Origin of the sequence: Microcoleus pseudofavosus SVA1_A4 (genome assembly GCF_036700565.1) — a bacterium.
Taxonomy (GTDB): Bacteria; Cyanobacteriota; Cyanobacteriia; order Cyanobacteriales; family Microcoleaceae; genus Microcoleus.
In genome coordinates, this window is the sequence record NZ_JAUBPE010000004.1 from 19,802 (window position 1) to 41,829 (window position 22,028).

General features: G+C 46.7%; 21 protein-coding genes. 9 read left to right on the forward strand and 12 right to left on the reverse strand.

Translation table 11 applies throughout. The features are described from left to right. Window positions 1–277 precede the first annotated feature (277 nt). Complete coding sequence (locus QUA02_RS02725) at window positions 278–1,750, forward strand: MBOAT family O-acyltransferase (RefSeq protein WP_333025139.1); 1,473 nt, start codon at window positions 278–280, stop codon at window positions 1,748–1,750. Between the two features lie 83 nt (window positions 1,751–1,833). Here QUA02_RS02725 and QUA02_RS02730 read toward each other — a convergent pair whose 3' ends face one another. Continuing rightward, a complete protein-coding gene (locus QUA02_RS02730; protein ID WP_333025140.1) occupies window positions 1,834–2,667 on the reverse strand; it encodes a sulfurtransferase in 834 nt (277 codons plus the stop codon). A gap of 144 nt (window positions 2,668–2,811) precedes the next feature. Continuing rightward, a complete protein-coding gene (locus tag QUA02_RS02735) occupies window positions 2,812–3,768 on the reverse strand; it encodes a hypothetical protein (protein ID WP_333025141.1) in 957 nt (318 codons plus the stop codon). 453 nt (window positions 3,769–4,221) lie between these two features. Between QUA02_RS02735 and glmU the strand changes: the two genes are divergently transcribed. Further along, window positions 4,222–5,610: a bifunctional UDP-N-acetylglucosamine diphosphorylase/glucosamine-1-phosphate N-acetyltransferase GlmU gene (gene glmU, locus QUA02_RS02740; RefSeq protein ID WP_333025309.1), complete on the forward strand. Its 1,389-nt coding sequence runs from the start codon at window positions 4,222–4,224 to the stop codon at window positions 5,608–5,610. Window positions 5,611–6,008: 398 nt separating this feature from the next. Here glmU and QUA02_RS02745 read toward each other — a convergent pair whose 3' ends face one another. Beyond that, window positions 6,009–6,755: a hypothetical protein gene (locus QUA02_RS02745; protein WP_333025143.1), complete on the reverse strand. Its 747-nt coding sequence runs from the start codon at window positions 6,753–6,755 to the stop codon at window positions 6,009–6,011. A gap of 524 nt (window positions 6,756–7,279) precedes the next feature. On the opposite strand from QUA02_RS02745, the gene QUA02_RS02750 reads away from it, so the two are divergent. The 3 genes from QUA02_RS02750 to QUA02_RS02760 are packed head-to-tail and all read left to right on the forward strand — an operon-like array spanning window position 7,280 to window position 8,285. After that, window positions 7,280–7,546, forward strand: a complete 267-nt coding sequence (locus QUA02_RS02750; RefSeq protein WP_333025144.1) for a type II toxin-antitoxin system ParD family antitoxin — start codon at window positions 7,280–7,282, stop codon at window positions 7,544–7,546. Window positions 7,547–7,599: 53 nt separating this feature from the next. Further along, window positions 7,600–7,923 carry a hypothetical protein gene (locus QUA02_RS02755; protein ID WP_333025145.1) on the forward strand — a complete coding sequence of 108 codons (324 nt, stop codon included), beginning with the start codon at window positions 7,600–7,602 and terminating at the stop codon, window positions 7,921–7,923. Further along, on the forward strand, window positions 7,920–8,285 hold the full coding sequence (locus QUA02_RS02760) for an aspartyl protease (RefSeq protein WP_333025146.1): 366 nt from the start codon (window positions 7,920–7,922) through the stop codon (window positions 8,283–8,285). The genes QUA02_RS02755 and QUA02_RS02760 overlap by 4 nt, the downstream gene beginning before the upstream one ends. Before the next feature lie 307 nt (window positions 8,286–8,592). Here the strand turns inward: QUA02_RS02760 and QUA02_RS02765 are convergent, their stop codons facing one another. Continuing rightward, window positions 8,593–9,528 (reverse strand): isoaspartyl peptidase/L-asparaginase, encoded by a 936-nt coding sequence (locus tag QUA02_RS02765; RefSeq protein WP_333025147.1) that lies wholly within the window; start codon window positions 9,526–9,528, stop codon window positions 8,593–8,595. A 72-nt stretch (window positions 9,529–9,600) separates the two neighbouring features. Next, entirely contained in the window at window positions 9,601–9,756 is a 156-nt protein-coding gene (locus tag QUA02_RS02770) for a DUF2256 domain-containing protein (protein WP_333025149.1), read from the reverse strand. Between the two features lie 163 nt (window positions 9,757–9,919). Between QUA02_RS02770 and QUA02_RS02775 the strand changes: the two genes are divergently transcribed. Continuing rightward, the gene (locus QUA02_RS02775) at window positions 9,920–10,720 is read left to right on the forward strand and encodes an RNA methyltransferase (RefSeq protein WP_333025150.1); all 801 of its coding nucleotides are present in this window, start codon (window positions 9,920–9,922) and stop codon (window positions 10,718–10,720) included. On the opposite strand, the gene QUA02_RS02780 is transcribed toward QUA02_RS02775, so the two are convergent. Continuing rightward, window positions 10,717–11,133 carry a hypothetical protein gene (locus tag QUA02_RS02780; protein WP_333025152.1) on the reverse strand — a complete coding sequence of 139 codons (417 nt, stop codon included), beginning with the start codon at window positions 11,131–11,133 and terminating at the stop codon, window positions 10,717–10,719. The genes QUA02_RS02775 and QUA02_RS02780 overlap by 4 nt on opposite strands. Here QUA02_RS02780 and QUA02_RS02785 point away from each other — a divergent pair. The 3 genes from QUA02_RS02785 to QUA02_RS02795 all read left to right on the forward strand — a co-directional run bounded on the left by QUA02_RS02785 (window position 11,108) and on the right by QUA02_RS02795 (window position 14,594). Then, complete coding sequence (locus QUA02_RS02785) at window positions 11,108–12,688, forward strand: serine hydrolase (protein WP_333025154.1); 1,581 nt, start codon at window positions 11,108–11,110, stop codon at window positions 12,686–12,688. The two genes, QUA02_RS02780 and QUA02_RS02785, sit on opposite strands and share 26 nt — an antisense overlap. Window positions 12,689–12,753: 65 nt before the next feature. Beyond that, entirely contained in the window at window positions 12,754–13,155 is a 402-nt protein-coding gene (locus QUA02_RS02790) for a hypothetical protein (protein WP_333025156.1), read from the forward strand. Between the two features lie 452 nt (window positions 13,156–13,607). Beyond that, on the forward strand, window positions 13,608–14,594 hold the full coding sequence (locus QUA02_RS02795) for a class I SAM-dependent methyltransferase (protein WP_333025158.1): 987 nt from the start codon (window positions 13,608–13,610) through the stop codon (window positions 14,592–14,594). 141 nt (window positions 14,595–14,735) lie between these two features. On the opposite strand, the gene ccmS is transcribed toward QUA02_RS02795, so the two are convergent. The 6 genes from ccmS to QUA02_RS02825 all read right to left on the reverse strand — a co-directional run bounded on the left by ccmS (window position 14,736) and on the right by QUA02_RS02825 (window position 22,001). Further along, the gene (ccmS, locus tag QUA02_RS02800; protein ID WP_332979639.1) at window positions 14,736–15,170 is read right to left on the reverse strand and encodes a beta-carboxysome assembly chaperone CcmS; all 435 of its coding nucleotides are present in this window, start codon (window positions 15,168–15,170) and stop codon (window positions 14,736–14,738) included. A 277-nt stretch (window positions 15,171–15,447) separates the two neighbouring features. Continuing rightward, window positions 15,448–17,247: an ABC transporter ATP-binding protein gene (locus QUA02_RS02805; RefSeq protein ID WP_445305117.1), complete on the reverse strand. Its 1,800-nt coding sequence runs from the start codon at window positions 17,245–17,247 to the stop codon at window positions 15,448–15,450. 29 nt (window positions 17,248–17,276) lie between these two features. Beyond that, on the reverse strand, window positions 17,277–17,426 hold the full coding sequence (locus QUA02_RS02810) for a hypothetical protein (RefSeq protein ID WP_333025161.1): 150 nt from the start codon (window positions 17,424–17,426) through the stop codon (window positions 17,277–17,279). Between the two features lie 31 nt (window positions 17,427–17,457). Then, entirely contained in the window at window positions 17,458–18,981 is a 1,524-nt protein-coding gene (locus QUA02_RS02815) for an RtcB family protein (RefSeq protein WP_333025163.1), read from the reverse strand. A 277-nt stretch (window positions 18,982–19,258) separates the two neighbouring features. Next, window positions 19,259–21,094: an APC family permease gene (locus tag QUA02_RS02820; RefSeq protein ID WP_333025164.1), complete on the reverse strand. Its 1,836-nt coding sequence runs from the start codon at window positions 21,092–21,094 to the stop codon at window positions 19,259–19,261. A 67-nt stretch (window positions 21,095–21,161) separates the two neighbouring features. Then, entirely contained in the window at window positions 21,162–22,001 is an 840-nt protein-coding gene (locus tag QUA02_RS02825) for a prephenate/arogenate dehydrogenase (RefSeq protein WP_333025166.1), read from the reverse strand. Between the last annotated feature and the right edge of the window lie 27 nt (window positions 22,002–22,028).

Below are 22,028 nucleotides of genomic sequence, written 5' to 3' on the forward strand. Positions count from 1 at the left end.
TATTACCCGCAGTCAGGACACCGCGCCGTGCCCGTGTCCCTACAATTAATCGGGGTAGTCCAAGGGCACGGCGCCGTGTCCGACCTATCATGTCGCTCGTGCAACCGGAATTGATATTATTTGATAGCAGGCAATATTTATTTAATTTGCCACAGCATTTAACATGGGTGCTGTAATATATAGCAGTTCTCCGTGGCTGACAGTGCAGTAGGGACTTACCGAGTGCCTTTTTTCGTGTCAGCGATCGGCTAAAATCTGTTCTAAAATCTAAAATGGTATGACTTTCATCTCCCTTCAATATGCCCTGTTTCTGTTAGTTTTGTTCGCGGCTTACTGGTTGGTTCCGTTCAGGTGGTGGCGGCTTTTTATCATGCTGGCGGCTAGTCTGATTTTTTACGCTTCGCTGCAAATTTGGTACATTCCTCTGCTGTTAGTTGGTGTTCTGTTTAATTACTTATTGGCGATGGCGATTGGGGAACCTCTGGATTGGCGGATTGCTAATGAATCTTGGAACCGCCGCCGTTTGTTGCTGCTGTGGATAGGAATTGGGCTGAATGTGTTGCTGCTTCTGGGTTTTAAGTATGTTCCTTTTTTCTTGAGTTCGATCGGCACTTTGTTAAATTTGCCCTTGGCTTTAGACGGCGCTAACTGGGTGAAAACTCACGTAGTTGCACCCCTGGGATTGAGTTTCTTTTGCTTTGAGTGCATTGCTTATTTGATTGACGTGTACCGAGGCGCGCCGGCTGCTACTTCCCTGCTAAACTTTGCTGCTTACAAGTTGTTTTTTCCGAAACTGATTTCCGGCCCGATTACTCGGTATCACAACTTGATCTATCAACTGAAATCCCAGCAATTTCCAACGCCCGATCGCATTTCTGAGGCACTTTGGACGATCGCCTTCGGTGCAGTAAAAAAAGGTCTTTTCGCTGATAACTTGGGAATTTATGTCGATTTAAGCTTTACCAATTTGCAGCGGGCGGGTAGCGAGGATTTGTGGCTGGCAATTTTTGCTTACGGGCTGCAACTTTATCTCGATTTTAGCGGCTATGTTGACATGGCGCGCGGTACTGCTTTGCTGCTGGGTTGGTATTTGCCGCCAAATTTTGATTTCCCTTATTTTAGTGCTAGCATAGCTGATTTTTGGCGGCGCTGGCACATGACTTTGGGGGATTGGCTGCGCAATTATTTGTATTTTCCTTTGGGGGGTTCGCGAGTCGGTTTGTGGCGCACTTGTCTGAATTTGTCGATCGTCATGTTAATTGCGGGAATTTGGCACGGGGCGGCTTGGGGATTTATTGTGTGGGGGGGTTTGCACGGTTTGGCTTTGGCGGTTCACCGGCTGACTGATGTGGTGTTTAAGCGATTGCGGATGGAGTTTTTGTGGGAAAATCCGATCGGTATTGCGATCGGTTGGCTGTTGACTCAGGCGATGGTTTTTGGTAGTTGGATATTTTTCCGCCTTCCCGATTTGAAGGATTCTGGATGGGCGATTTCGCATTTGTGGGGACACACTGCTGACGTGCAGTTTGCTAATAAGGTTTATGTGGAAGCTTTGGGTTTGGAAAGAGTGCATTTAACTTGGATGTTGGCGGCTTTGGCTGCGGCGATGCTGGGGAATTATGCGTTGAGTCGGGGTTTGAAGTTGGAGTTAAATTGGCCTGTGAAATTGGTGTTGGTGCCGCTTTGTTTGTATGCGGTTTGGGTGTTGGCTCCCGAGGGCGGTTTGCCTTATATTTATTTTGATTTTTAGGGTATTATTTTATTTCCTACAATCCTCAATCTTATACCAATTATTAAAAGTAGGGACACAGCAATGCCGTGTCCCTACAGATGCTAATTTTCAGAATTGTTATAAGAACACCAGTCGCTCCAGCTACCGACATAAAGTTTAGCATTGGGAATCCCAGCGATTTCTAAAGACAGTAAATTGACGCAAGCTGTCACCCCAGAACCGCAGTAAACGATAATTTCTTCCGCTTTTTCTAATTCCGTCCAGCGCTGTTTTTGTTCGGAGATCGATCGCACTTTTCCAGTTTCATCCGTCACCTCTTGCCAAGGATAGTTTACCGCACCCGGAATGTGGCCTGCAATGGGGTCGAGCGGCTCCCGCAAACCTGCGTATCTCTCGCTCTCCCGCGAATCAACCAAAACCTTTCCCGGCAAGTCTTTGCGCTCTTTTACAGCCTCAATATCTACCGCCAAATCCCGTTGCAATTCGGTCACAAATTTACCCTCGCTGGGTTCTGGCAAAGTATTTGTTACCGGATATCCGGCCGCTTTCCATGCGCTGAAACCGCCGTCTAACAAAGCAACTTTGCTGTGTCCCATATATCGCAGCAGCCACCACAAACGAGCCGAAAAAGCCAGCCGCGAATCGTCATAAGCCACGACTAAAGTTTCGGGTGAATTAATGCCTATCGCGCTCAATTTATCAGCTAATTCTCCAATATTGGGCAGCGGATGTCTGCCGCCGTGTTTGCCAACAGCACTCGCGAGATCGCGGTTTAAATCTAAATAGAAAGCTCCGGGAACGTGACTTTCTTGATATTGTTTTTGTCCCAATTCTGGGTCGGCGAGGGAAAACCGACAGTCAATAATTATAACTTGCGGATTTTCGGTATTGCCGGCCAACCATTCAGGAGAAACGATTAAATTGCTGTCATTCATAACTCTTTAAATCTGTACTTTAACATCTACAGTCCTGGACGCATAAAGACCAAAGAAACCGGGTTTTTTAGGGTTTCTGGGGCTGTAACGAAGAATTTTCGTAAAAAACCCGGTTTCTAACCACCCGTGCGTCCGCGAACTAATCTATCGAGAAGGAGTGGCTTTTTCTGGTTCTGCTTTTTCGGAATTAGATTTTTTACGAGTTGCTTTTTCCGAAGTTTCTTTTTCGGAATTAGATTTTTTACGAGTTGCTTTTTCGGGTTCTGCTTTTTGTGCTGTTGCGGGAGTTGGACTTGGCGGTGGGGGATTTACTGCTGCTTCTTGAGCGTAAAGCAGATATTTCTGATACTCGCTAACTTTTGTCTGAGCTAGTTGATGGTTGGGGCTAGACACGGGTACTCTTCTCATCAACGATACCGCTTCTTGCCAGCGATCGGCAACTGTCGTCCAATCTTCCTTAGTTTTTGCCGATCGCCCTAATTCGGCTGCTTTAACTGCGCTGTTAACCGCCTCTCGAAAAGTATCCGGTGCAGTTGCGGGAGTCGCTGTTTCATCTGGATTATTCCCCGCAGTTGCTGCCGGCTCGTTCAAAATTTTACCGACAAACGCCACCGCGGCGATCGCCAACATACCCGTTACCAGCCCGACTACAATGAAAGTCGATCGCAGCCGCTTCTCAAATGCAGCAAATTCCGGCGATTTCTCCTCCTCAATATTGCTCTCCATTTCAGCGCGATCGTCGATATTAGCAACCGCAGTATTTGGCACAGATTCTCCCGCAAAGCTCTGTGGTTCCAAAGTGCTGCTCTCCAAAGTAAACTCCTGACTCCAAGCAGCAGCAATCTGACCGCTTTCTCGGCCTTCAACCTTCACTTTGCGAATCGAATCCGACTGCAAATTCGTCAGTTTGCTCCGCACAAAATCAACTAATGTATCTTCTCTCGGTACTTGCTCGGCCTCAAGAATTATATCCAAACAGTCGCCGTCGAGATTCGCGGAGGCTGCGATCCCTTCAGATTGCAACTGGCTGTTGAGCCAAGATGCGATCGCAGTGGCGAGATTTCCCTGCTTGGCAAGTTCCTGAAAATTAAGCTCTGTCATCGCTGGACACCTGATAATGCAGAATCTAGAAGGTAGAAGGGATGAAAAAGTCAGAAATAGTTTTTTTAAGTTGAAAACACCCTAACTGAAATTCAACGAATAGTATAATATATCTCGGTAAATTCAAGCTGAGTTGTGCAAATTATCATTCTCGCTCCTCCTCGAATCCCTTGGGGAAGGACTTGCATTCCTCACTACGAACCGAACTCAAGTTTGTAGTGAGGAATGCAAGTCCTCTCGTTCAGCGGCCAGATATCGCTAGGATACTAAGAGTGGAACCGCAAGCATCGCCATCAAACCGACATCCGGCTGGAAAAAACCTCGATCGCCCGGATTCGAGATTTGAGATTTGAGATTAAAAAATTGTGCGATCGCAGTGCCATCGACGGACAGCAAGTGATATCATCAGTTAGTCAATATTTAAGTTTTTATAGCAAAAAACTCGATCGCACAATGGTAGCAATAGCAATTTTAGCGGCTGGACGCGGCACGCGCATGAAATCTGACTTGCCCAAAGTTCTACACGAATTGGGCGGTCGATCGCTAGTCGAGCGAGTCCTCCAAAGTTGTCAAGAAATTCAAATTTCCAGGCGAATTGTCATCGTCGGTTATCGAGGCGAACTCGTTAAAGAATCCCTGATTCGAGGTCAAGAAATACCGGGGGACAATCCTCAATCTCCTCCCCTAGAATTTGTCGAACAAACCGAACAATTGGGAACCGGTCACGCCATCCAGAAATTGCTGCCTCACTTACAGGGGTTTCAAGGAGATTTGCTGGTGCTAAATGGGGATGTGCCTTTGCTGAGAGCCGAAACTCTCAAACAATTGATGGCCATTCACAAACAGCACCAAAACTCTGCTACTATATTGACAGCTAATTTGCCGAATCCTCAAGGATACGGGCGAGTGTTTACCGACAGTCAAAACTTAGTCCAGCAAATTGTTGAAGACCGCGACTGCACACAAGCTCAAAAGCAAAACCACCGAATTAATGCAGGTGTTTACTGCTTTCACTGGCCCTCTTTAGAGAAGATTTTGCCAGAATTGAAGGCAGACAACGACCAAAAAGAATATTACCTAACTGATACGGTAAATTTTCTTTCTCCCGTGATGGCCGTGGATGTTGAAGATTATCAAGAGATTTTGGGGATTAACGATCGCAAACATTTAGCCTCCGCTTCCGATATTTTGCAAACGCGGGTAAAGGACAAGTGGATGACGGCGGGAGTGACGCTGATAGATCCCAACAGCATTACGATCGACGATACCGTAGAGTTGCAGCCGGATGTGGTAATTGAACCGCAAACGCATCTGCGGGGAAAAACTTCGATCGCCTCTGGGAGTCGCATCGGCCCCGGCAGTTTGATCGAAAACAGTCAAATTGGGGAAAATGTGACTGTGCTTTATTCGGTGGTTTCTGACAGTATTGTCGCTGAAAATTCGCGAATTGGCCCTTACGCACACTTGCGGGGACACGCAGAAATTGGGGCGAACTGCCGCGTCGGCAATTTTGTAGAATTGAAAAATACTCAAATAGGCGATCGAACTAATGTCGCTCACTTGTCTTATTTAGGCGACGCGACTTTGGGAGAAAAAGTCAACATCGGTGCGGGGACAATTACCGCCAATTATGACGGAGTGAAGAAGCACAAAACTCAAATAGGCGATCGGACTAAAACCGGTTCTAACAGCGTGCTGGTTGCACCGATAACTTTAGGGGAAGATGTTACTGTAGCGGCGGGTTCTGTAGTGACGGAAGATGTGGCGGATGACTGTTTAGTAATTGCCCGTTCCCGGCAAGTTGTCAAATCAGGTTGGAAGTTGAAAGAACCCAAAAAGTGAAGAATCGTTCACTTTTTAGATGATGAGTTATATCAATTTCGGTTGCACGAGCGACATGATAGGTCGGACACTGCACGTGCCGTTTCCCTACCCCGATTAATGGTAGGGAAACGGCACTGCCGTGTCCTGATTTCGGGTTATATTAATTCCGATGCTACGGGATTTGATATTACTTTATTCTGTAATATCAAATCCCGCTGCGCCGGAATGATATAGAGGACACGGAAATGCCGTTTCCCTACCCCGATTAATGGTAGGGAAACGGCAGTGCCGTGTCCTGATTTCGGGTTATATTAATTCCGATGCTACCGGATTTGATATCAGGTGCGAATTGCGCACCCTACCGCGTTAAAATAGCGTGTTAAACCACTGTTTGCGTAAGTCGTGTAAACACAACTTCAGCTCGATCGCGCGTTCAGATAGTTGTTAATCGCTTTGGCGATTTTTTCTTGCTCGTAGGGGCTCATAGTGTGGGGCAGGGATATGCGAGATCCTCCACAAACTAACAATCTGACTTCGTACCAAGTGTCATTATCCCGGTCTTTTTTTCGATCGACTTCCACCCCATAAATCTCGCACAGAGAGTATTGAATTACTTTACGTGCCAACAAACCCCGCTGTTTAACAGTCAAGGTGTTTAAAGTTCCATCGAATCTGTAGGTTTCATCATTTCCCAACACGATCGCTCCGACTGCTGCGAGCAAAAATATGCCTCCTGTCCATCCCCACCAGCGATCGTCTTGGCTTAAGCGCAGCAATCGATGTTTTGCATTTTTAACAAAATAATTGATATCAGAAGCAACAGCGTCTTTGTTCCCCCAGTTAGTGGAGTTAGCAGTGAGAGGAACATTGCCAGCAGAAGTCAAAAGTACAACTCTGCTTCTATAGACGCATCTTTCCACTTTAGCTCCCCGCAAAGCAGCAAGCTGAATTTCTTGGATGTTCGACCCCAGTAAATTCGATCGCACCAACTGGCAACTTCCTTGTTTTGCGCGCAATCGCTGGCAGCTCAGGGTTGCTGTATGATAGTCAAAAGTCAGCCAAACCAGTCCAAATACCATGAAGAAACAACTAGGGAGCCAAAAATCAAATATGCTGTGAGTCTGAATTATTAGTTCAGTTGGGGTATGCTTGATTATTTTCATTTACTTCACCCTTTGATTCCAAAAATGATGCTACAGATCGACTTCCTGACCCCGCTCCACCGAATTGTTAACTTATATATTATTTGAAGTCGTCCGCTGCCATGACTTTTTTTATTTTGCTAATAGATTAGCACTCTTGATGTCTTGCCGACAACAAATGTCGCAAGTTTACTTGCGGCGGCGTTTGAGATAGCTTTCCGTGATTTAAAGTAGATGTATTTTAAAAATATATTAATTATGTTATTGCGAGTGAAACGTTAGCTTTCGCGATCCGAAGGAAAGTAATCGCAAAGGTAATAACAGGTTTACATTCTGTTACATTGTAAAGTTTATTTGCGCCTCTGTAATTATCGTTAGTTATTGATTTGGGCGATTCACGCTGGGGATAGGAAACTCTGGTCAGTGGCGGGGAGAACGGTACTGTTAAACTTTGGCAACTGCAGATTTAAGATTAGAGAGGTTAGGGGCGATGATTAAATTATTGCAGTATAATTGATTTAAGGTTTTTTAGAGGGGCCCAGACAATGAATGTTACCCTAACACCAGAACAGGAAAATTACGTGCGATCGCAATTACAAGGTGGCAACTATGACAGCGTTCAAGAACTAATTAGCGAAGCATTGCAACTGCTAGAAGAAAGAAATCGCGCATTGAAACAGCAGCGTCTCGCAGAACTCAGACAAAAAATTGCTAGCGGTACCGAGCAAATTGCTCAGGGACAAGTGACTGATGGTGAAGTAGTTTTTGCTAGATTGCAGGAAAAGATTCGCTCAATTTCTGAGTTTGGATAAGGAATGAGTCGGCGATATTTGCTAAAATAGATTCAGAGCTAATACAAAAAACTATGATCGCAGCACCTGCCGGATGGAAACCCCGCCGCATCTCTGACAAATACAAAAAAACTCCAATTTCTCCAGAAGAGAAAGCAAAACAAAAAGCTGAAAGCCAAGTGCGGTGGCAGCGCTGCCGCCCGATTTTTGAACGAGTCCGCGACGAACTCATGGCTACTCACTACAATTGGTACATTGTTATCGATCCTGATACGGGTGAATATTTTGTTGAAAAAGATCAACTCGTCGCTTTTGAGAGGCTGCTAACAAATCCTCCCCAAAAACTAATGATTGTTCGGCGATTGAATGAGACCGGAGTTTGTGGCAGTATTTTATGATTCAAGGAAGGTTTGATGAAGAGACAAATCAACTATTTTTTGAAATAAGTTTGGTCGCGGCTGATGGGGAAGTCATATTTGCGGATGCGCTTCTAGATACGGGATTCACCGGTTGGTTGGCGATAAACAGCCAAGATTTAGATTTTAATTGGCAGCTTGTAGATGATGAATACCCCATGAAGACTGCACGAGGAGAAGGTAATTTTAGTATTTATATCGGCACTGTGCAAATTGACGGTCAAGAATTTAATGTTCCTGTGGTAGCAGGAGATGAGATACCAGAAATTATCATCGGGATGGAATGGCTGAAAACTAAACGGTTAGTGGTAGATTTGGCGGCGGGAATCCTGACTTTGGGGTGAAGTTTTTGGCTCGTTACGGGATAGGTACCGTTCGTCTTAATATCAAGTGCGAATCGGAACGACGCTACCGGACATGATACAGCGTATTCCATGTATATGTGGTACGCATAATCGAATGGCAAGCATCGGTGCGTCGCCATCTATAATCTGCAACTTCTATCCAATATCTCGCAGCGACGCACCCTACAGATTAACTAAATTTGCATACTCTGAAAAAAAGCACATATCCCTTATTCCGTAGGGACACAGCACTGCTGTGTCCTGATGTTTGTAGCCGATGTTTGTAGCCGAAATTCACAGCTCTTTTTTAAGCAATAAAAATCAGCGTTCCCTTGCTCATTTCCAAAGTATCGCCCATTTGGATACCGTTGTGAAAAGCACCCAAAATCACCTCGCTAGTTTTGCCGATCGCGATCGCACCGCTAGCATCAATTCCAATTGCCCCAAAATCCCGTTTGCGATCGTCAGCTTCAGCAAAAGAACGCTCAAAAGCAGCTTTCAAACTGAAACCGTCTGTTACCCGAATCACAATCCGCGCCGCCAAACACTCGTCCATAATGTGCTCGCCAATCCCCGTACAGCTTACCGCCGCACTTCCAGTCGCGTAATTTCCCGCCGGCATCGCTGAGTCGCTAACCCGCCCGATGCGCTCAAAACCCTTGCCGCCAGTCGAAGTTCCAGCAGCCAAGCGTCCGCGAACATCCAAAGCCACGACTCCGATCGTACCCATACCCGCCGGTTCCGCCACCACGTCAGCCATTGCTTTGCTAAAATTGCCTTGGCGTTCCTGCATCCACTCGTGCAAGCGCAAATCCGTCATCGGATCGTAAATCGGCAATTGAAGTTCTCGCAGCAATTCCGCCGAACCAAAATCAGAGAGTACCCGATCGTCCGAATTCTGCAAAAATTTAGCAAGTTCGATCGGATGTTGAACGCGAGAAACATTAATCGCCCCGCTGAAACGCTGCACCAAACCGTCCATCAGCGAAGCACTCATCCGAATTTGACCGTCCGACTGCACCACAGAACCCGTCCCGGCATTGAATCGCGGGTCATCTTCCAGCAATTGGCAGCCCCGCACCACTGCATCTACGGCACTTGCACCGTCTTTCAGCAGCGGATAAACTTCCTCCAAAACATCGTAAAGCGATTTCCGCACCGCCTCAATTCCGCCTTTACTGTGTAGAGAACTACCGGCACCGCCGTGAATAACTAGCTTTGGTTGCACTTGTTGCGATGCCATACTTTATAACCTAATAACCTAAAATTTTTCCTTTGCAATCTTAGCCTCGATCGAGCAAATTACCCTAAATTCTTAATCTCGATCGCCCGAACGGCCGCGGCGACAACGTTCGGAGCAGTATTTGACCTCATCCCAGCAGTCCGCCCATTTTTTGCGCCAAGTAAAAGGTCGATCGCACACCGGGCACATTTTTGTCGGTAAATCGGATTTCGCTCGCTGCTTGGCCATGCTAATTTTGACATTACATTAACTAATTCACATCTTGTACCATTTTTATGAACAGGCAAGATGCCTGTTCCACAACAAAATTCAATTCTTGTGGAACAGGCATCTTGCCTGTTGCTGAGGAAACGAAACCAACCAATTTCAGCTAAAAATCTCCCCAAATTAAATGCTCTCAACGGCCGCCGCCAACATCCGAATAGTCTTAGTCGAACCAGCAGGCCCATTGAATGTCGGTTCTGTTGCCCGCGTCATGAAAAATATGGGTTTGCACCAATTAATTTTGGTAAATCCCCACTGCGATTATTTAGGGGAAGAGGCCCGACTGATGGCTGTTCGCGCCGCCGACATACTGGAAACTGCCAAAGTAGTCGAGAGTTTGTCGTCCGCTTTGGTTGGGTGTGTCAGATCGATCGCAACTACAGGGGATGATAGTCGATCGTTGCCAACACAACTAGAAGATCCCGCAGATGCCTTGCCTTGGCTCCTAGAAGCCCCCAGCGCCCTAGTTTTCGGCCGAGAAGACTGCGGCTTGACCAATGCCGAATTAAACCGCGCTCAGCGCCTGATCCGCATTCCCAGCAGCGATGCCTATACTTCCCTAAATCTCGCCCAAGCCGTCGCTATCTGCTGTTACGAACTATACAAGTCAGTTGTCAGTTGTCAGTTGTCAGTTGTCAGCAGCCAGGAGGAATCGGCTCCCTTGGAAAATTTAGAGGGATATTACCAGCAACTAGAAACGCTGTTACTAAAAATGGGATATTTGCAGCCGCACACAGCAGCAAGTCGGATGGAAAAATTTCGGCGTTTGTACAACAGGGCATATCCGACAGTAGATGAAGTCGCTATGCTTCGGGGGGTGCTGCGCCAAACAGAATGGGCAATAAAAAGTTACCCGCGATCGCCAGTTTCTGATACTCTGGATGGGGCGTTGCCGGAAAATCCGGGCGACATTAAGCCAGAATGCTAGCAATTTGAGATTTGAGATTGCCGATCGGAGATTTTTTGGGTACAAATCGGCAGATTTATTGCTACTGTTGCCAAAAGTGCGATCGGCATCCCAAACACGCACTTCTGACTCAGATTTCGGGTAATATCAATTCCGGTTGCACCGGAATGATATAGAGGACACGGCAGTGCCGTTTCCCTACCGCGATTAATTGTAGGGACACGGCACTGCCGTGTCCTGGTTGTGGGTAATATATTAATTCCGATGCTACGGGATTTGATATAAATCCCAAATCCCAAATCCCAAATCGATTGGCTGGCAAGCTGAAAAATCTTAAACTTGAACTTTACAGTAGTGATGAAGGAGTAAGACGTGGCAGAGCGGTTTCCCAAAGGATCGATATTATCGGTGATATCCTCGATATCCTCTCCCAACTCCGGCTCAAAGCAGCCTAAGTCCGGCAAAGCAAGTCAGTCTGGCAACTCCGGCCGCCGCCGCCCTCCCCAACCGCAAAACGGCAACCCGGAAATTCGATCGCCAGAACCTTCGACTTTGCCACCGCAACCAAGCCGCGGCAGCAGAATTAAAGCCAATTCTCCCGCACCTTCGGAAGAATTTAATACACAAGACTTTTTATCCGATCCCAGATCGGCAATTAACCCCAGAAAACCCAGAACCACCAGCAAAACTCCCCAGTCGAAGAGTCGCCAACCCCGCAAAAAGGGTCTCGCTGCTGTCGATATGTTCGATTTTCCTGACCCGAATCTGGAAACTGTCAGTTCGATCGCCAGCAATCCCACCAGCCAGCTCCCAACTGCCACTCCCCCTGCAACCCGTGGAAGTCGCCCCATTTCGCCCCCAGCGCGCATTCCAGACACGGGAATGCCCCCAAATGCCAAAAAAGCCCCCGTGCCTAAACCGCGCCCGCAAGCGAGCCAGAGACCGGGCAAACGCTCTGCACCTCGGAGCGTGCCGCCATTGGTGTACGCTACTCGCTTGCTGATTTTGGGAGTTGGGATTGCGGTGATTTGCGGGACGCTGCTGTCTGTGGTGAATGCTGTGAGTCGATCGACTGTAGCGGCAGAAGAACAAACCACCCCAGGGCAGCAAAACCCAGCCGATAGCGCATCTGCGGCACCCGCAGCCCCAGAAGCATTGCAACTGAATCAAGAATTAGGAGCTTTGAAAACGCAAGTTCAGGTTTTAGCCACAGAAAATCCTACTTTGACAGCCGGAATATTTCTAGTCGATTTAGATACTGGAAGCTACCTAAATTTTAACGGCGATACTGCTTTTGCTTCAGCTAGCACGATTAAACTGCCAATTTTAGTAGCTTTTTTCCAAGCAGTAGATGAAGGCAAAGTGCAGTTAGATCAGACGCTGACGCTGAAGCCCGAACACATTGCGGGCGGTTCTGGGGAGATGCAAGACGACGCTCCGGGCAAGAAGTATTCGGCTTTGGAAGTTGCTAAAAAGATGATTGTCGTCAGCGACAATACGGCGACAAATATGATGATTGAGTTGTTGGGAGGTGCTGAGGTTTTGAATCAGCATTTTGCAACCTGGGGTTTGAGTACCACGGTTCTTCGCAATAAGTTGCCGGATTTGGAGGGAACTAATACTACCAGTCCGAAGGATTTGATTAATATCATAGCCCAGATCGATCGCGGAAATTTGGTATCGGTCAAGTCGCGCGATCGTATTTTGCAAATCATGCGCCAAACTCAAAACGATTCTTTGCTGCCGAAAGGTTTGGGCGAAGGTTCAGTTATTGCTCACAAAACGGGCAATATTAATACAATGCTAGCGGATGCGGGGATGGTGGATTTGCCGAACGGCAAGCGTTATTTAGTGGCGGTGATGGTGAAACATCCGCCGGAAACCGAGAAGCCAGCTCAAACATTGATTCGGGATATTTCTCGGATGAGTTACCGCTATTTGAACGACGGGGAAACGCCAGCGGATTCAAAATTGAAAATTAAAAATTGAAAATTCAACCGGGTTTTTTCGGGCAAGTCTCGTAGACGTTATCAAACTATAAATCTGTTTGTTTTATGAAACTCAACATCCGACTTACTTGTCTAATAGCGCTCTCAACTTTAGGTGTTGGAGTCTCCCCCACCTTGACTAATGCTAATCCTGCTCCTCAATATGAAACCGACGGCGTGACAGTGATTAACAATAATATCGAACTGAATCGGGCAAAAAATTTGGCACGTCAAGCAGCAGAAGCTGCCAACGGGGGTTTAGGCCAGTATCGAGCTGAAGCTTCTATGCACGGTACTTCTAAGGAATCGCCGTTTGTTGACAATGGCAATGGGACTTGGACTTTTACTTTTCAAGGGTACAAACCCGGTACGTCTGTCTATACTGTAGAAACGGTTGTTACGGTTTCTCAAGATGGAAGGGTGAGAGTTGATTACAATGGGCCAATTCGCCAGTTATCTCAATTTTGAACAACTGTGCAAAGAGTTAAGTAGATTCGGTAAAAAACCTGGTTTCTAGGGTTCGGACTGCATCCAGGACTGTTTGTACAGAATATTCCAGGTTCATTAAGTACAGCAGCAGCTATATTGTGTGGTGTTAATCTTCCGGGTGCGTCGCTGCGAGATATTGGATAAAACTTGCTCCTTGACAGATGGCGACGCACCTTACACGGGCGATCTCAAGATTGTGTGTACTACATATATAGCGGTTCTCAAAAAAGTGAGGTATGCCCTATGCCCTATGCCCTCTGCCCTCTGCCCTCTGCCCTCTGCCCTCTGCCCTCTGCCCTCTGCCCGCGAGAGCACCTCATGTTACTGAGAAAGGCTATACATGGAATATGCTGTATTATCCTGGATCGCAAGACTGTAAACAAAAGTGCGATAATGTAAATTTGCAAATCATTAACGATTGGAGGCATTATTTGCAACAGACTATTATTAAACTCTTGAAAAGAAGTTTTAACCAAGATAATTCTACCCTGAATTATCAATTAACTTTATCAGAAGCGCTAGCTCAAATTGACAGATTATTTGGTTGCGATCGCATCCTGAAAGAATTCGACACCAATATTACAGTACCTTACTACACTCAAAGCGAGTTGGGCTATCGTTTCTATCATTCCGAGCGAGACGCCATACACATGGCTTTAAACTTTGATGGTGTATTTAAAGCAGATGGTTACTACGTCCAACCTCAAATAGTCGGCGCACAAATCGATCGGCTTTTTGCTAAAGATGTTTTAGAAATTGGCTGCGGTAAAGGATTTAACAGTCAATTTTTGGCAGAACAATATCCAAACGTTAAATTTACTGGAGTAGATTTGACCCCATTGCATATTAAAATTGCCACGCAAAAAAACACTAAAATTAATAATTTATCCTTTAAAATCGGGGATTTTAACAAACTAGATTTTCCCGATGAATCATTTGATATTGTGTTTGCTTTCGAGTGCTTGTGCCATGCCAAACAACCCCAAAAACCTCTAGCAGAAATTTTCCGAATCTTGCGTCCGGGCGGTCAACTGATTGTGTTTGATGGTTATCGCAAAGCCCCACTCGCAACATTTGATAGAGACTTGCAAATGGCTACCTGTTTAACAGAAGCTAGCATGGCAGTGCAGCATGGCTTTGCTGAAATCGAGAATTGGCTCGCTCTCGCAAATTCCGCAGGTTTTAATGTAGAAAAAAGCGAAGATTTATCTTTTGCTATTCTACCAACCCTTGGGAGGTTAAAAAAACTATCTCTCAATTTCCTACACTCCTATTGGCGAGCTAAGGTCATCGCTTTTTTACTGCCCAAATATTTAGTCAGAAACTCGATTGCTGGTCTGTTAATGGGGTTTATTTTGGAGCCGATAGCAGGTTCTTGTAGTTATTACAAAGTGATTTTGGGTCGCCGGAAAGTTTAGGGGAAATTGTTGAAAACGACCTAGCAGATAATTTGTTCGCTTTGATTAATTATTGTATAATTTGCGCGCTCTGCGGAGCGGGTGTTCCCAACCATAATTGTTGAAAACTAACTATCTCGTAAACCCACCCCGCCCATAAACTTATCCTTTCATGTATTCGGCCATCTGCTGTTCCAGCCTAGCCAGCAATGTATCAACATCCGTCGCAGCTTCCTCAAAACAAACAGGAGGTTCAGGCTTAGGTTCAAAAAGAATCAACTTGATTTGACCTTCGCCGATCGCCAAAATCGCCACTTCTTTCTCAGGTTTGTGAGCGTTCAACACACCTACAACTTCCTGAATATGGCTTTTTACTTGACGGTTCAACTCTTCAACCGCCTCTTTCTTACAATACACAAAACGCGCTGTTTCTGCAATATCAATTGCTAAAATCTCCTCGCTTTCCTCTCCCCTTTCCAGAAATAGTCCCCAAGCCAAAGCGGCCAATTCATGTTGATTAGCTTTCACAAATTTATCTAACTTGCGGCTCCAGCTATTTTCGTTGCGTTTGGACTCAGGGCTATCAAATAGAAACATTTTCTCTTCTTGTTTGTATAAACTAATATTTTACAGTCAGCAGTCAGTTGTCCGTTGGCAGTTGTCATTAGTTAGGAGTCAAATTACCAACTATATCGTGTCTGGTTGATTCGCGATCGGATAATTTTCGATCTCGTAAGGGCGGGTTTTACCAACAATCTACGTGTCAAACTAATTATCTCATAAACCCGCCCCACCGATATAGTTATGATGCGACCAGACATGATATTAGCAATTACTAATTACCAATTCCCAATTACCCAAAACCGCTGCGTTTCTATCTTATACCAGATTGCACGCGCCAGAGCGCCGCATAAACTCCGTCCTGTTCGATAAGTTGTTCGTGCTGCCCCGATTCTACCACTATCCCCTCATCCATCACACAAATGCAATCGGCATTGCGGACAGTAGAAAGACGGTGGGCGATCGCAATTGTAGTGCGATTCTTGGTAATTCGTTCGAGCGATCGCTGAATTGCCGCCTCCGTCTCGTTATCCACCGCTGAAGTAGCTTCGTCAAGGATCAAAATCGGCGGATTCTTCAAAACAGCCCTCGCAATTGCAATTCGCTGCCGCTGTCCCCCCGACAATTTTTGACCGCGTTCCCCTACAATAGTGTTGTAACCGTCGGGCAATTGCGAAATAAACTCGTGAGCCTCCGCAATTTTAGCAGCATTTACTATCTCTCGATTGCTTGCCTCAAAACTGCCGTAAGCAATATTTTCTGCCACCGTACCGTGAAACAAAAACACATCTTGACTCACCAATCCGATCGCTCTCCGTAAATCTTTTAAATTCAGGTTATTTAATTCTATTCCGTCGAGATAAATATTGCCGTACTGTACCTCGTACAGCCTCAAGATGAGTTTCACCAGCGTACTTTTTCCCGAACCAGTAGCGCCAACAATCGCAGTAGTTTTTCCAGCCGGCAGAGTCAGGGAAAAATACTGCAATATGGGTTTTCTTTGATTGTAAGAAAAGGTAACATTTTTAAATTCTAGCTCACCCTTAATAGAACTAACCGGCCGCCGAATATCACCCGTGCGAATTGCGATCGGAGTATCCAACAAATTCATCACCCGATTAGTAGAAGCCATTGCGCGCTGGTATTGATCCAGAGTATCTCCCAGGCGAGTCAGCGGCCACAGCAACCGCTGGGTCAAAAATACCAAAACGCTGTAAGTTCCCACAGACAACCGGCCCGCCACTACCTCCAAACCGCCCAGAAATAGTGTTGCAATAAAACCCAAGAAAATCACAACCCGAATCAGCGGAATAAAAGCAGCCGAAAGTGCGATCGCCCGTCGGTTGCTTTGGCGGTAAGCTTGGCTTTGTGTTTCGATGCGCTGAATTTCATGATCTTCGGAAGTAAAACTTTTAATAGTAGTAATTCCCATCAAATTATTCGACAGTTGCCCGTTCAGAAAACTCACCTTTTCCCGCACGTCAGCATAGCGAGGAGCGAGGCGATTTTGAAAGGCGATCGAGCCCCAAATAATAAAAGGTATCGGCAGCATTGACAGCCCAGCAACACCAGGAGATGCGGCAAAAAAAGCCGCGCCAATCACAATAACCGTTGTAATTACCTGAATCACCTCATTAGCGCCGTCGTCCAAAAAACGTTCGAGTTGATTGATATCATCGTTGAGAATAGAAATCAAACCGCCCGTGCTGCGTTCTTCAAAATAAGCTAATTCTAATTCCTGCAAATGGCTGTAAGCTTCCAGACGCAAATCGTGTTCGATATCCTGAGCCAAATTGCGCCACAAATAATCATAGGCATATTCAAAAACAGATTCCAACGTCCAAACAATCGCGCTCAAAAGAGTGATAATTGCCAGTTGCCAAAAAACATCTTTGATGCCCCACTGAGCGAGGATAGAATCTTGCTGTTTCACCACCACATCAACGGCAATACCGATTAATGCTGGTGGTGCTAAATCGAAGAATTTATTCAGCAGCGAACAGATACTTGCCAGCCAAGCTTTCAGGCGGTAGCGGCGGCCGTACTTCAGCAGCCGCTTTAGGGGATGGACAGGTTTTGATTGATGTGGTGACAATTGAGGATTGGGGGTAATTGGGCAATTTTTAGATTTTGCACTTATTCTCACAGCTTTAGAAACGGGCAAGATGCCCGTTCCACAACTAAGAAATTGTCTTTGAGAACGGGCTTTTCGCCTGTTCCGAACGGGCAAGATGCCCGTTCCACAACTAAGAAATTGTCTTTGAGAACGGGCTTTCCGCCTGGTTTAGACACCAGTTATTGAAAACGGAGAAATAGCCCCAGGCTACGCTTTAAACGTTAACACTGGATTCATTTTAGCGACTACACCAACTATTTGCGCCTCAACCTGAACGTCAATTACTGGTTGAATTGGCTTGTAAGCGGCAGGTGCTTCTTCGATTCTGCGTTCTTCGCGCCAGGTAATGCAATCTACGCCGGTTAATCCCAAAGCGGAGTCAGTTTTGTCAACACCTTTGCGACTCATATCGAAGCGCGATCGCGCCCTTCCTGCACCGTGAGAAGCCGATCGCAAAAATCGATCGTTGCCCTTCCCAACCAGCAAATAAGACGGCGCGCCCATCGAACCCGGTACAATTACAGGCTGACCGGAATGTGCGGGACAAGCGCCTTTGCGAGTCACCCAGCCGGCACCTTCAGCTAAGGTAATATTGTGAGGCACATCGTATACCAAGGGAGCTTCGACATCGCCGAAAACTTGCCGCAAACGCCAGCGCAGAAGTTCTGCTAGCAGCAAACGGTTGATAAAACCGTAGTTAGCGGCGGTTGCTTCCGCTTGCAGGTAGCTGTTCACAAGTTCGGGATTTGCTGCGACAGACAGCGGAAAAAGCCCGGATTCAGGATGTTTCAGGGTTTTCGGCCAGGCTTCGCGGGTTCGATCGCGCCACATTCCGCCGATGTATTTGCCGACATTCCGCGAACCCGAGTGAACCATGAAAGCGATTTGTCCCGATCGAACTCCCCAAGCATAAGCCGTAGCTCGATCGACAACTTCCTCAACCACTTGAATTTCGACAAAGTGATTGCCGCCGCCGATGGTAGCTAAGCCGCCATCCCTGACTAAGCCGTCGTTTGGGACTAATTCTTCGGGAGCCCATTTGACATCGCCATTCATGGAACCGCCGAGAAAAGTACGATCGCACTCTGTCGCCAACTGCTCGAAATCCGAATTTGCCACACTCCCAGTTGCCTTATCCAGCATTGCATCCAGCCATCCGGGAATCCCGTGTTGGAACATCGCGCGAGCAGTTTTTGCAGTCATGCTGACATCGCGAGTACCGAAGAAAAAATCGCCTTTGAGTAATTCTACAAAGCGATCGCGCTGACTGAGGAATTGTTCGATCGACAAATCCGCAACGTGCAACCGCATCCCGCAGTTGATATCGGAACCGGTAGCCGCCGGAATCACCATTCCTGCTGTTTGGACGATCGAGCCGATCGCCACCCCCGAATCCCCCGGATGGAAGTCAGGAGTAGCGCAGGCGCGACAAACGCAACCGCCTTGAGGATGCCGAACATTCGCCAAATTTGCCAACTGTTTAAGCGCCTTTGCTTCCACAGGAAAACCCTCTGGGAGCAAAACTTCTGCTGTTGTGAAACTAGGATCTTGCCAGTTTTCTCTTGTAGCAAAAACATTTTCACTGTTTTCTGTTGTAGAATTGGCATCTTGCCAGTGTTCTTTCAGAGAACTATTGAGACAAATCGAGTAAACTTTGTTGTTGTAACTCACATCAAGACCTTGCCGAGACAAAGCTCGCAAAAGCCTGTTCAAGTTTTTTGGCTGCTGCATAAGTAGTCTGTTGCGGGTTGCAGTGCAACCCCCACAAATTGAAGAGATTTTGTAGTTGTTAAAAGACTTTGGTTCAGCAGCCGCAATCTTTTCAGAGACAAGTTGAAGGCAACTTTTCTACCTATGTCGATCCTGGCACATCATTTTTGATCTGTCAACCGCCAGCGAGTATTAGAAACCGGGTTTCTGCCTAAATACTTCGCAGCCAAGCAAAAATTTTGGTCAGAAACCCGGTTTCTTTGCCCAGCGTCTCCTAAATAATTCCTGTTTTCATAGTTTACAGATAATATCTAACTGTTGTCACAACCCGACTTTTTTTAGCCAGTAAAGCCGCCTTCAAAAAGAAAGCAGTTTGATTGTGCAGCAGTCCCTCCCACCAATTTCGCGTCACAAAAGCCGGAATTATCAGCGTTAAAAATACTCCAGGCCGCTGCTCTTCAAACAAAGCCAAAAAGTGAGTCAAAGCCTCACCGACTGAACGGTAAGGCGATTCCAGAATTTCCAAAGGAATGTCAGATTGCAAATCTTGCCAAGCCGCTTGTAATTTTGCTCTATCGGTCAAACCAATATCGACGTGAACTGCTACAACTTCATCAGCAATTAAACGAGCGTAATCGAGGGCATCAAAAGTTCCCCGGTGTAACTGCCCGACTAACACCACTACCGGATGTTTCACCACCTTAACTTTAGGTCTGAGAGGATAAGATATAGGTGCTATTCCTTGAATGCTCAAGCGAGCCGCTACATACCGATAGTGCCGGTTAATGGCTAAAAACAGACTGACTACGATCGGAATAGTGACTACGACAACCCAAGCTCCCAAAAGGAATTTTGTGGCGACAATTACACTCAAAACTAGCGTGGTTGCCACTGCACCGATACCGTTCATCGCAGCACTAGCTTGCCAACCTTTACCTCGCTCTTTGAACCAGTGAATTACCATTCCCGATTGGGAGAGAGTAAAAGAAGTGAAAACCCCAACCGCATACAGCGGAATTACTGCGGTCGTATCACCTCGGAAGATGATAATTAAAAGAGCAGCGCAGAGGCTGAGCAGATTAATGCCATTAGAATAAACCAGTCGATCGCCCAACAGCGACAACTGCCTAGGCAAAAACCCGTCCCGCGCCAAAAAATAACAAAGTCGCGGAAAATCCGCGTAACTCGTATTCGCAGCCAACAGCAAAATCAACAGAGTTGCTGCCTGCAAATAGTAATAAAATATTCCGACTCCAAAAATATCTTTTCCTAACACAGAAAGGAGCGTTTCGTTTTCTCTAGGAATCACCTGATAAATATGGGCTAAGTAACTAATGCCCAAAAACATAAATCCCAGAATTACTCCCAAATAAGTTAAAGTTAGGCGCGCATTCTTCCATTCAGGAGGCTTAAAAGCCAACACTCCGTCCGATATGGCTTCAACTCCAGTCAGGGCAGTACAGCCCGCCGCAAAGGCGCGCGCGATCAGAAACAATCCCAAAGGTTCCTTAGCTGGAATATTTTCTAATGCCGGCAAAATTTGACCTGTTGCCTGTTGGTACAAACCGCAGCCAATCAAGATAAAAATGCCCACGATAAACGCATAGGTGGGAACCATAAATATCTTGCCAGATTCCCGCAGTCCCCTGAGATTGGCAAACATGATCAGGACAATACAAACTAAGCACAGTTCAACGGTATAGGGCAGCAGCGAGGGAACTGCGGAAGTCAAGGCCGCAACGCCAGCAGAAATACTCACAGTTACCGTGAGGATATAGTCAATCATCAGCGAAGCTGCCGCGATCAAACCCGGATAAATACCCAAATTTTCTCGCGCCACAATGTAAGCGCCGCCACCGTTGGGATACGCTTTAATTGTCTGTCGGTAAGACAGCGCCACGATCGCCAACAGTAAAATAATAATTCCAGAAATAGGCAGCGATAAACTCAAACTGCTACTCCCCGCTAGTAACAGTACCAGCAGAGTTTCTTGAGTAGCGTAGGCAACAGACGAAAGCGCATCGGAAGCAAGAACAGCTAGTCCTGTAGCGTTGCTCAGCCGTTCGTGAATAGATGCGCTAGTGGGGAGAGATTCACCCAGTAAAACTCGCTTGAGTCGAGAATAAGTGTACATTGAAACTCAATATATAGGCGTCCACAAATCATAATCGAGACGGGGACAGTTTTAAGCAATTTTTGGCTTACAAGTTGTAATTCTGTCTCGCTTCTTGAGTCAGCTTCAGCTTGTGTTCGAGACCTTGCCAATTTTCGGCTTCGATATCGCTGATGAACTCGTCGAGACTGTCGCGGTAAATAGAGAGCGATCGCAACAATTCCTCTCGATTGTACTTTGCCACCATCACTCCCAGCTCGGGATTGCCGCCGCCAACGCGGCTCGTGTCCCGAAAACCCGAACTCGCCAAATGTTGAGCTAAATTAACAATATCCCGATCGCCCTCAAGATCGCAGGCAGCAACCAGCGTCGCGCTCGCCATGAGCGGCAAATGAGAAATCCAAGCCACAGCTCGATCGTGCTCTTCCGGCCCGCATCGGTAAACTTTAGCACCCAGCGATCGTGCAATTTCCTCAACCTTATCCACCGCAGCCGCCGGCGTTTGAGCCTGCGGCGTCACCACATAAGGCCGGCCCACAAACAAATCCCTTACCGCCGCCTCAATCCCGCTCTCAGCAGTCCCCGCCATCGGGTGTCCCCCCACAAAATTCGGCCACAGAGAAGACACCGCCTGCACTATGGGTGTTTTTACGGAACCGACATCCGTTACAATAGTATCAGGGGAAAGATAGGGCACCAAATCTCGGACGATCGGCTCGATCGACTTAAGCGGCGTGCAAATAAAAACCACATCGGCTGCTGCCATCAGAGAAAGGTGTATGCTGGCTTCAGCGACAACACCGCGAGCTTGCGCCCGATCGCAAGTCTCCTGCCGACTCGAAACCCCAAAAACATCAAACCCGCGCGATCGCAAATCCAGCCCGATCGAGCCGCCAATTAAACCAAGTCCTACAATACCGATATTCATAGCAATAAAATGGGGATATTTGATACG

Coding starts and splice junctions, on each gene's coding strand:
- QUA02_RS02725 (WP_333025139.1), top strand. CDS start 278: ATGACTTTCATCTCCCTTCAATATGCCCTGTTTCTGTTAGTTTTGTTC.
- QUA02_RS02730 (WP_333025140.1), bottom strand. CDS start 2,667: ATGAATGACAGCAATTTAATCGTTTCTCCTGAATGGTTGGCCGGCAAT.
- QUA02_RS02735 (WP_333025141.1), bottom strand. CDS start 3,768: ATGACAGAGCTTAATTTTCAGGAACTTGCCAAGCAGGGAAATCTCGCC.
- glmU (WP_333025309.1), top strand. CDS start 4,222: ATGGTAGCAATAGCAATTTTAGCGGCTGGACGCGGCACGCGCATGAAA.
- QUA02_RS02745 (WP_333025143.1), bottom strand. CDS start 6,755: ATGAAAATAATCAAGCATACCCCAACTGAACTAATAATTCAGACTCAC.
- QUA02_RS02750 (WP_333025144.1), top strand. CDS start 7,280: ATGAATGTTACCCTAACACCAGAACAGGAAAATTACGTGCGATCGCAA.
- QUA02_RS02755 (WP_333025145.1), top strand. CDS start 7,600: ATGATCGCAGCACCTGCCGGATGGAAACCCCGCCGCATCTCTGACAAA.
- QUA02_RS02760 (WP_333025146.1), top strand. CDS start 7,920: ATGATTCAAGGAAGGTTTGATGAAGAGACAAATCAACTATTTTTTGAA.
- QUA02_RS02765 (WP_333025147.1), bottom strand. CDS start 9,528: ATGGCATCGCAACAAGTGCAACCAAAGCTAGTTATTCACGGCGGTGCC.
- QUA02_RS02770 (WP_333025149.1), bottom strand. CDS start 9,756: ATGGCCAAGCAGCGAGCGAAATCCGATTTACCGACAAAAATGTGCCCG.
- QUA02_RS02775 (WP_333025150.1), top strand. CDS start 9,920: ATGCTCTCAACGGCCGCCGCCAACATCCGAATAGTCTTAGTCGAACCA.
- QUA02_RS02790 (WP_333025156.1), top strand. CDS start 12,754: ATGAAACTCAACATCCGACTTACTTGTCTAATAGCGCTCTCAACTTTA.
- ccmS (WP_332979639.1), bottom strand. CDS start 15,170: ATGTTTCTATTTGATAGCCCTGAGTCCAAACGCAACGAAAATAGCTGG.
- QUA02_RS02815 (WP_333025163.1), bottom strand. CDS start 18,981: ATGCAGCAGCCAAAAAACTTGAACAGGCTTTTGCGAGCTTTGTCTCGG.
- QUA02_RS02820 (WP_333025164.1), bottom strand. CDS start 21,094: ATGTACACTTATTCTCGACTCAAGCGAGTTTTACTGGGTGAATCTCTC.
- QUA02_RS02825 (WP_333025166.1), bottom strand. CDS start 22,001: ATGAATATCGGTATTGTAGGACTTGGTTTAATTGGCGGCTCGATCGGG.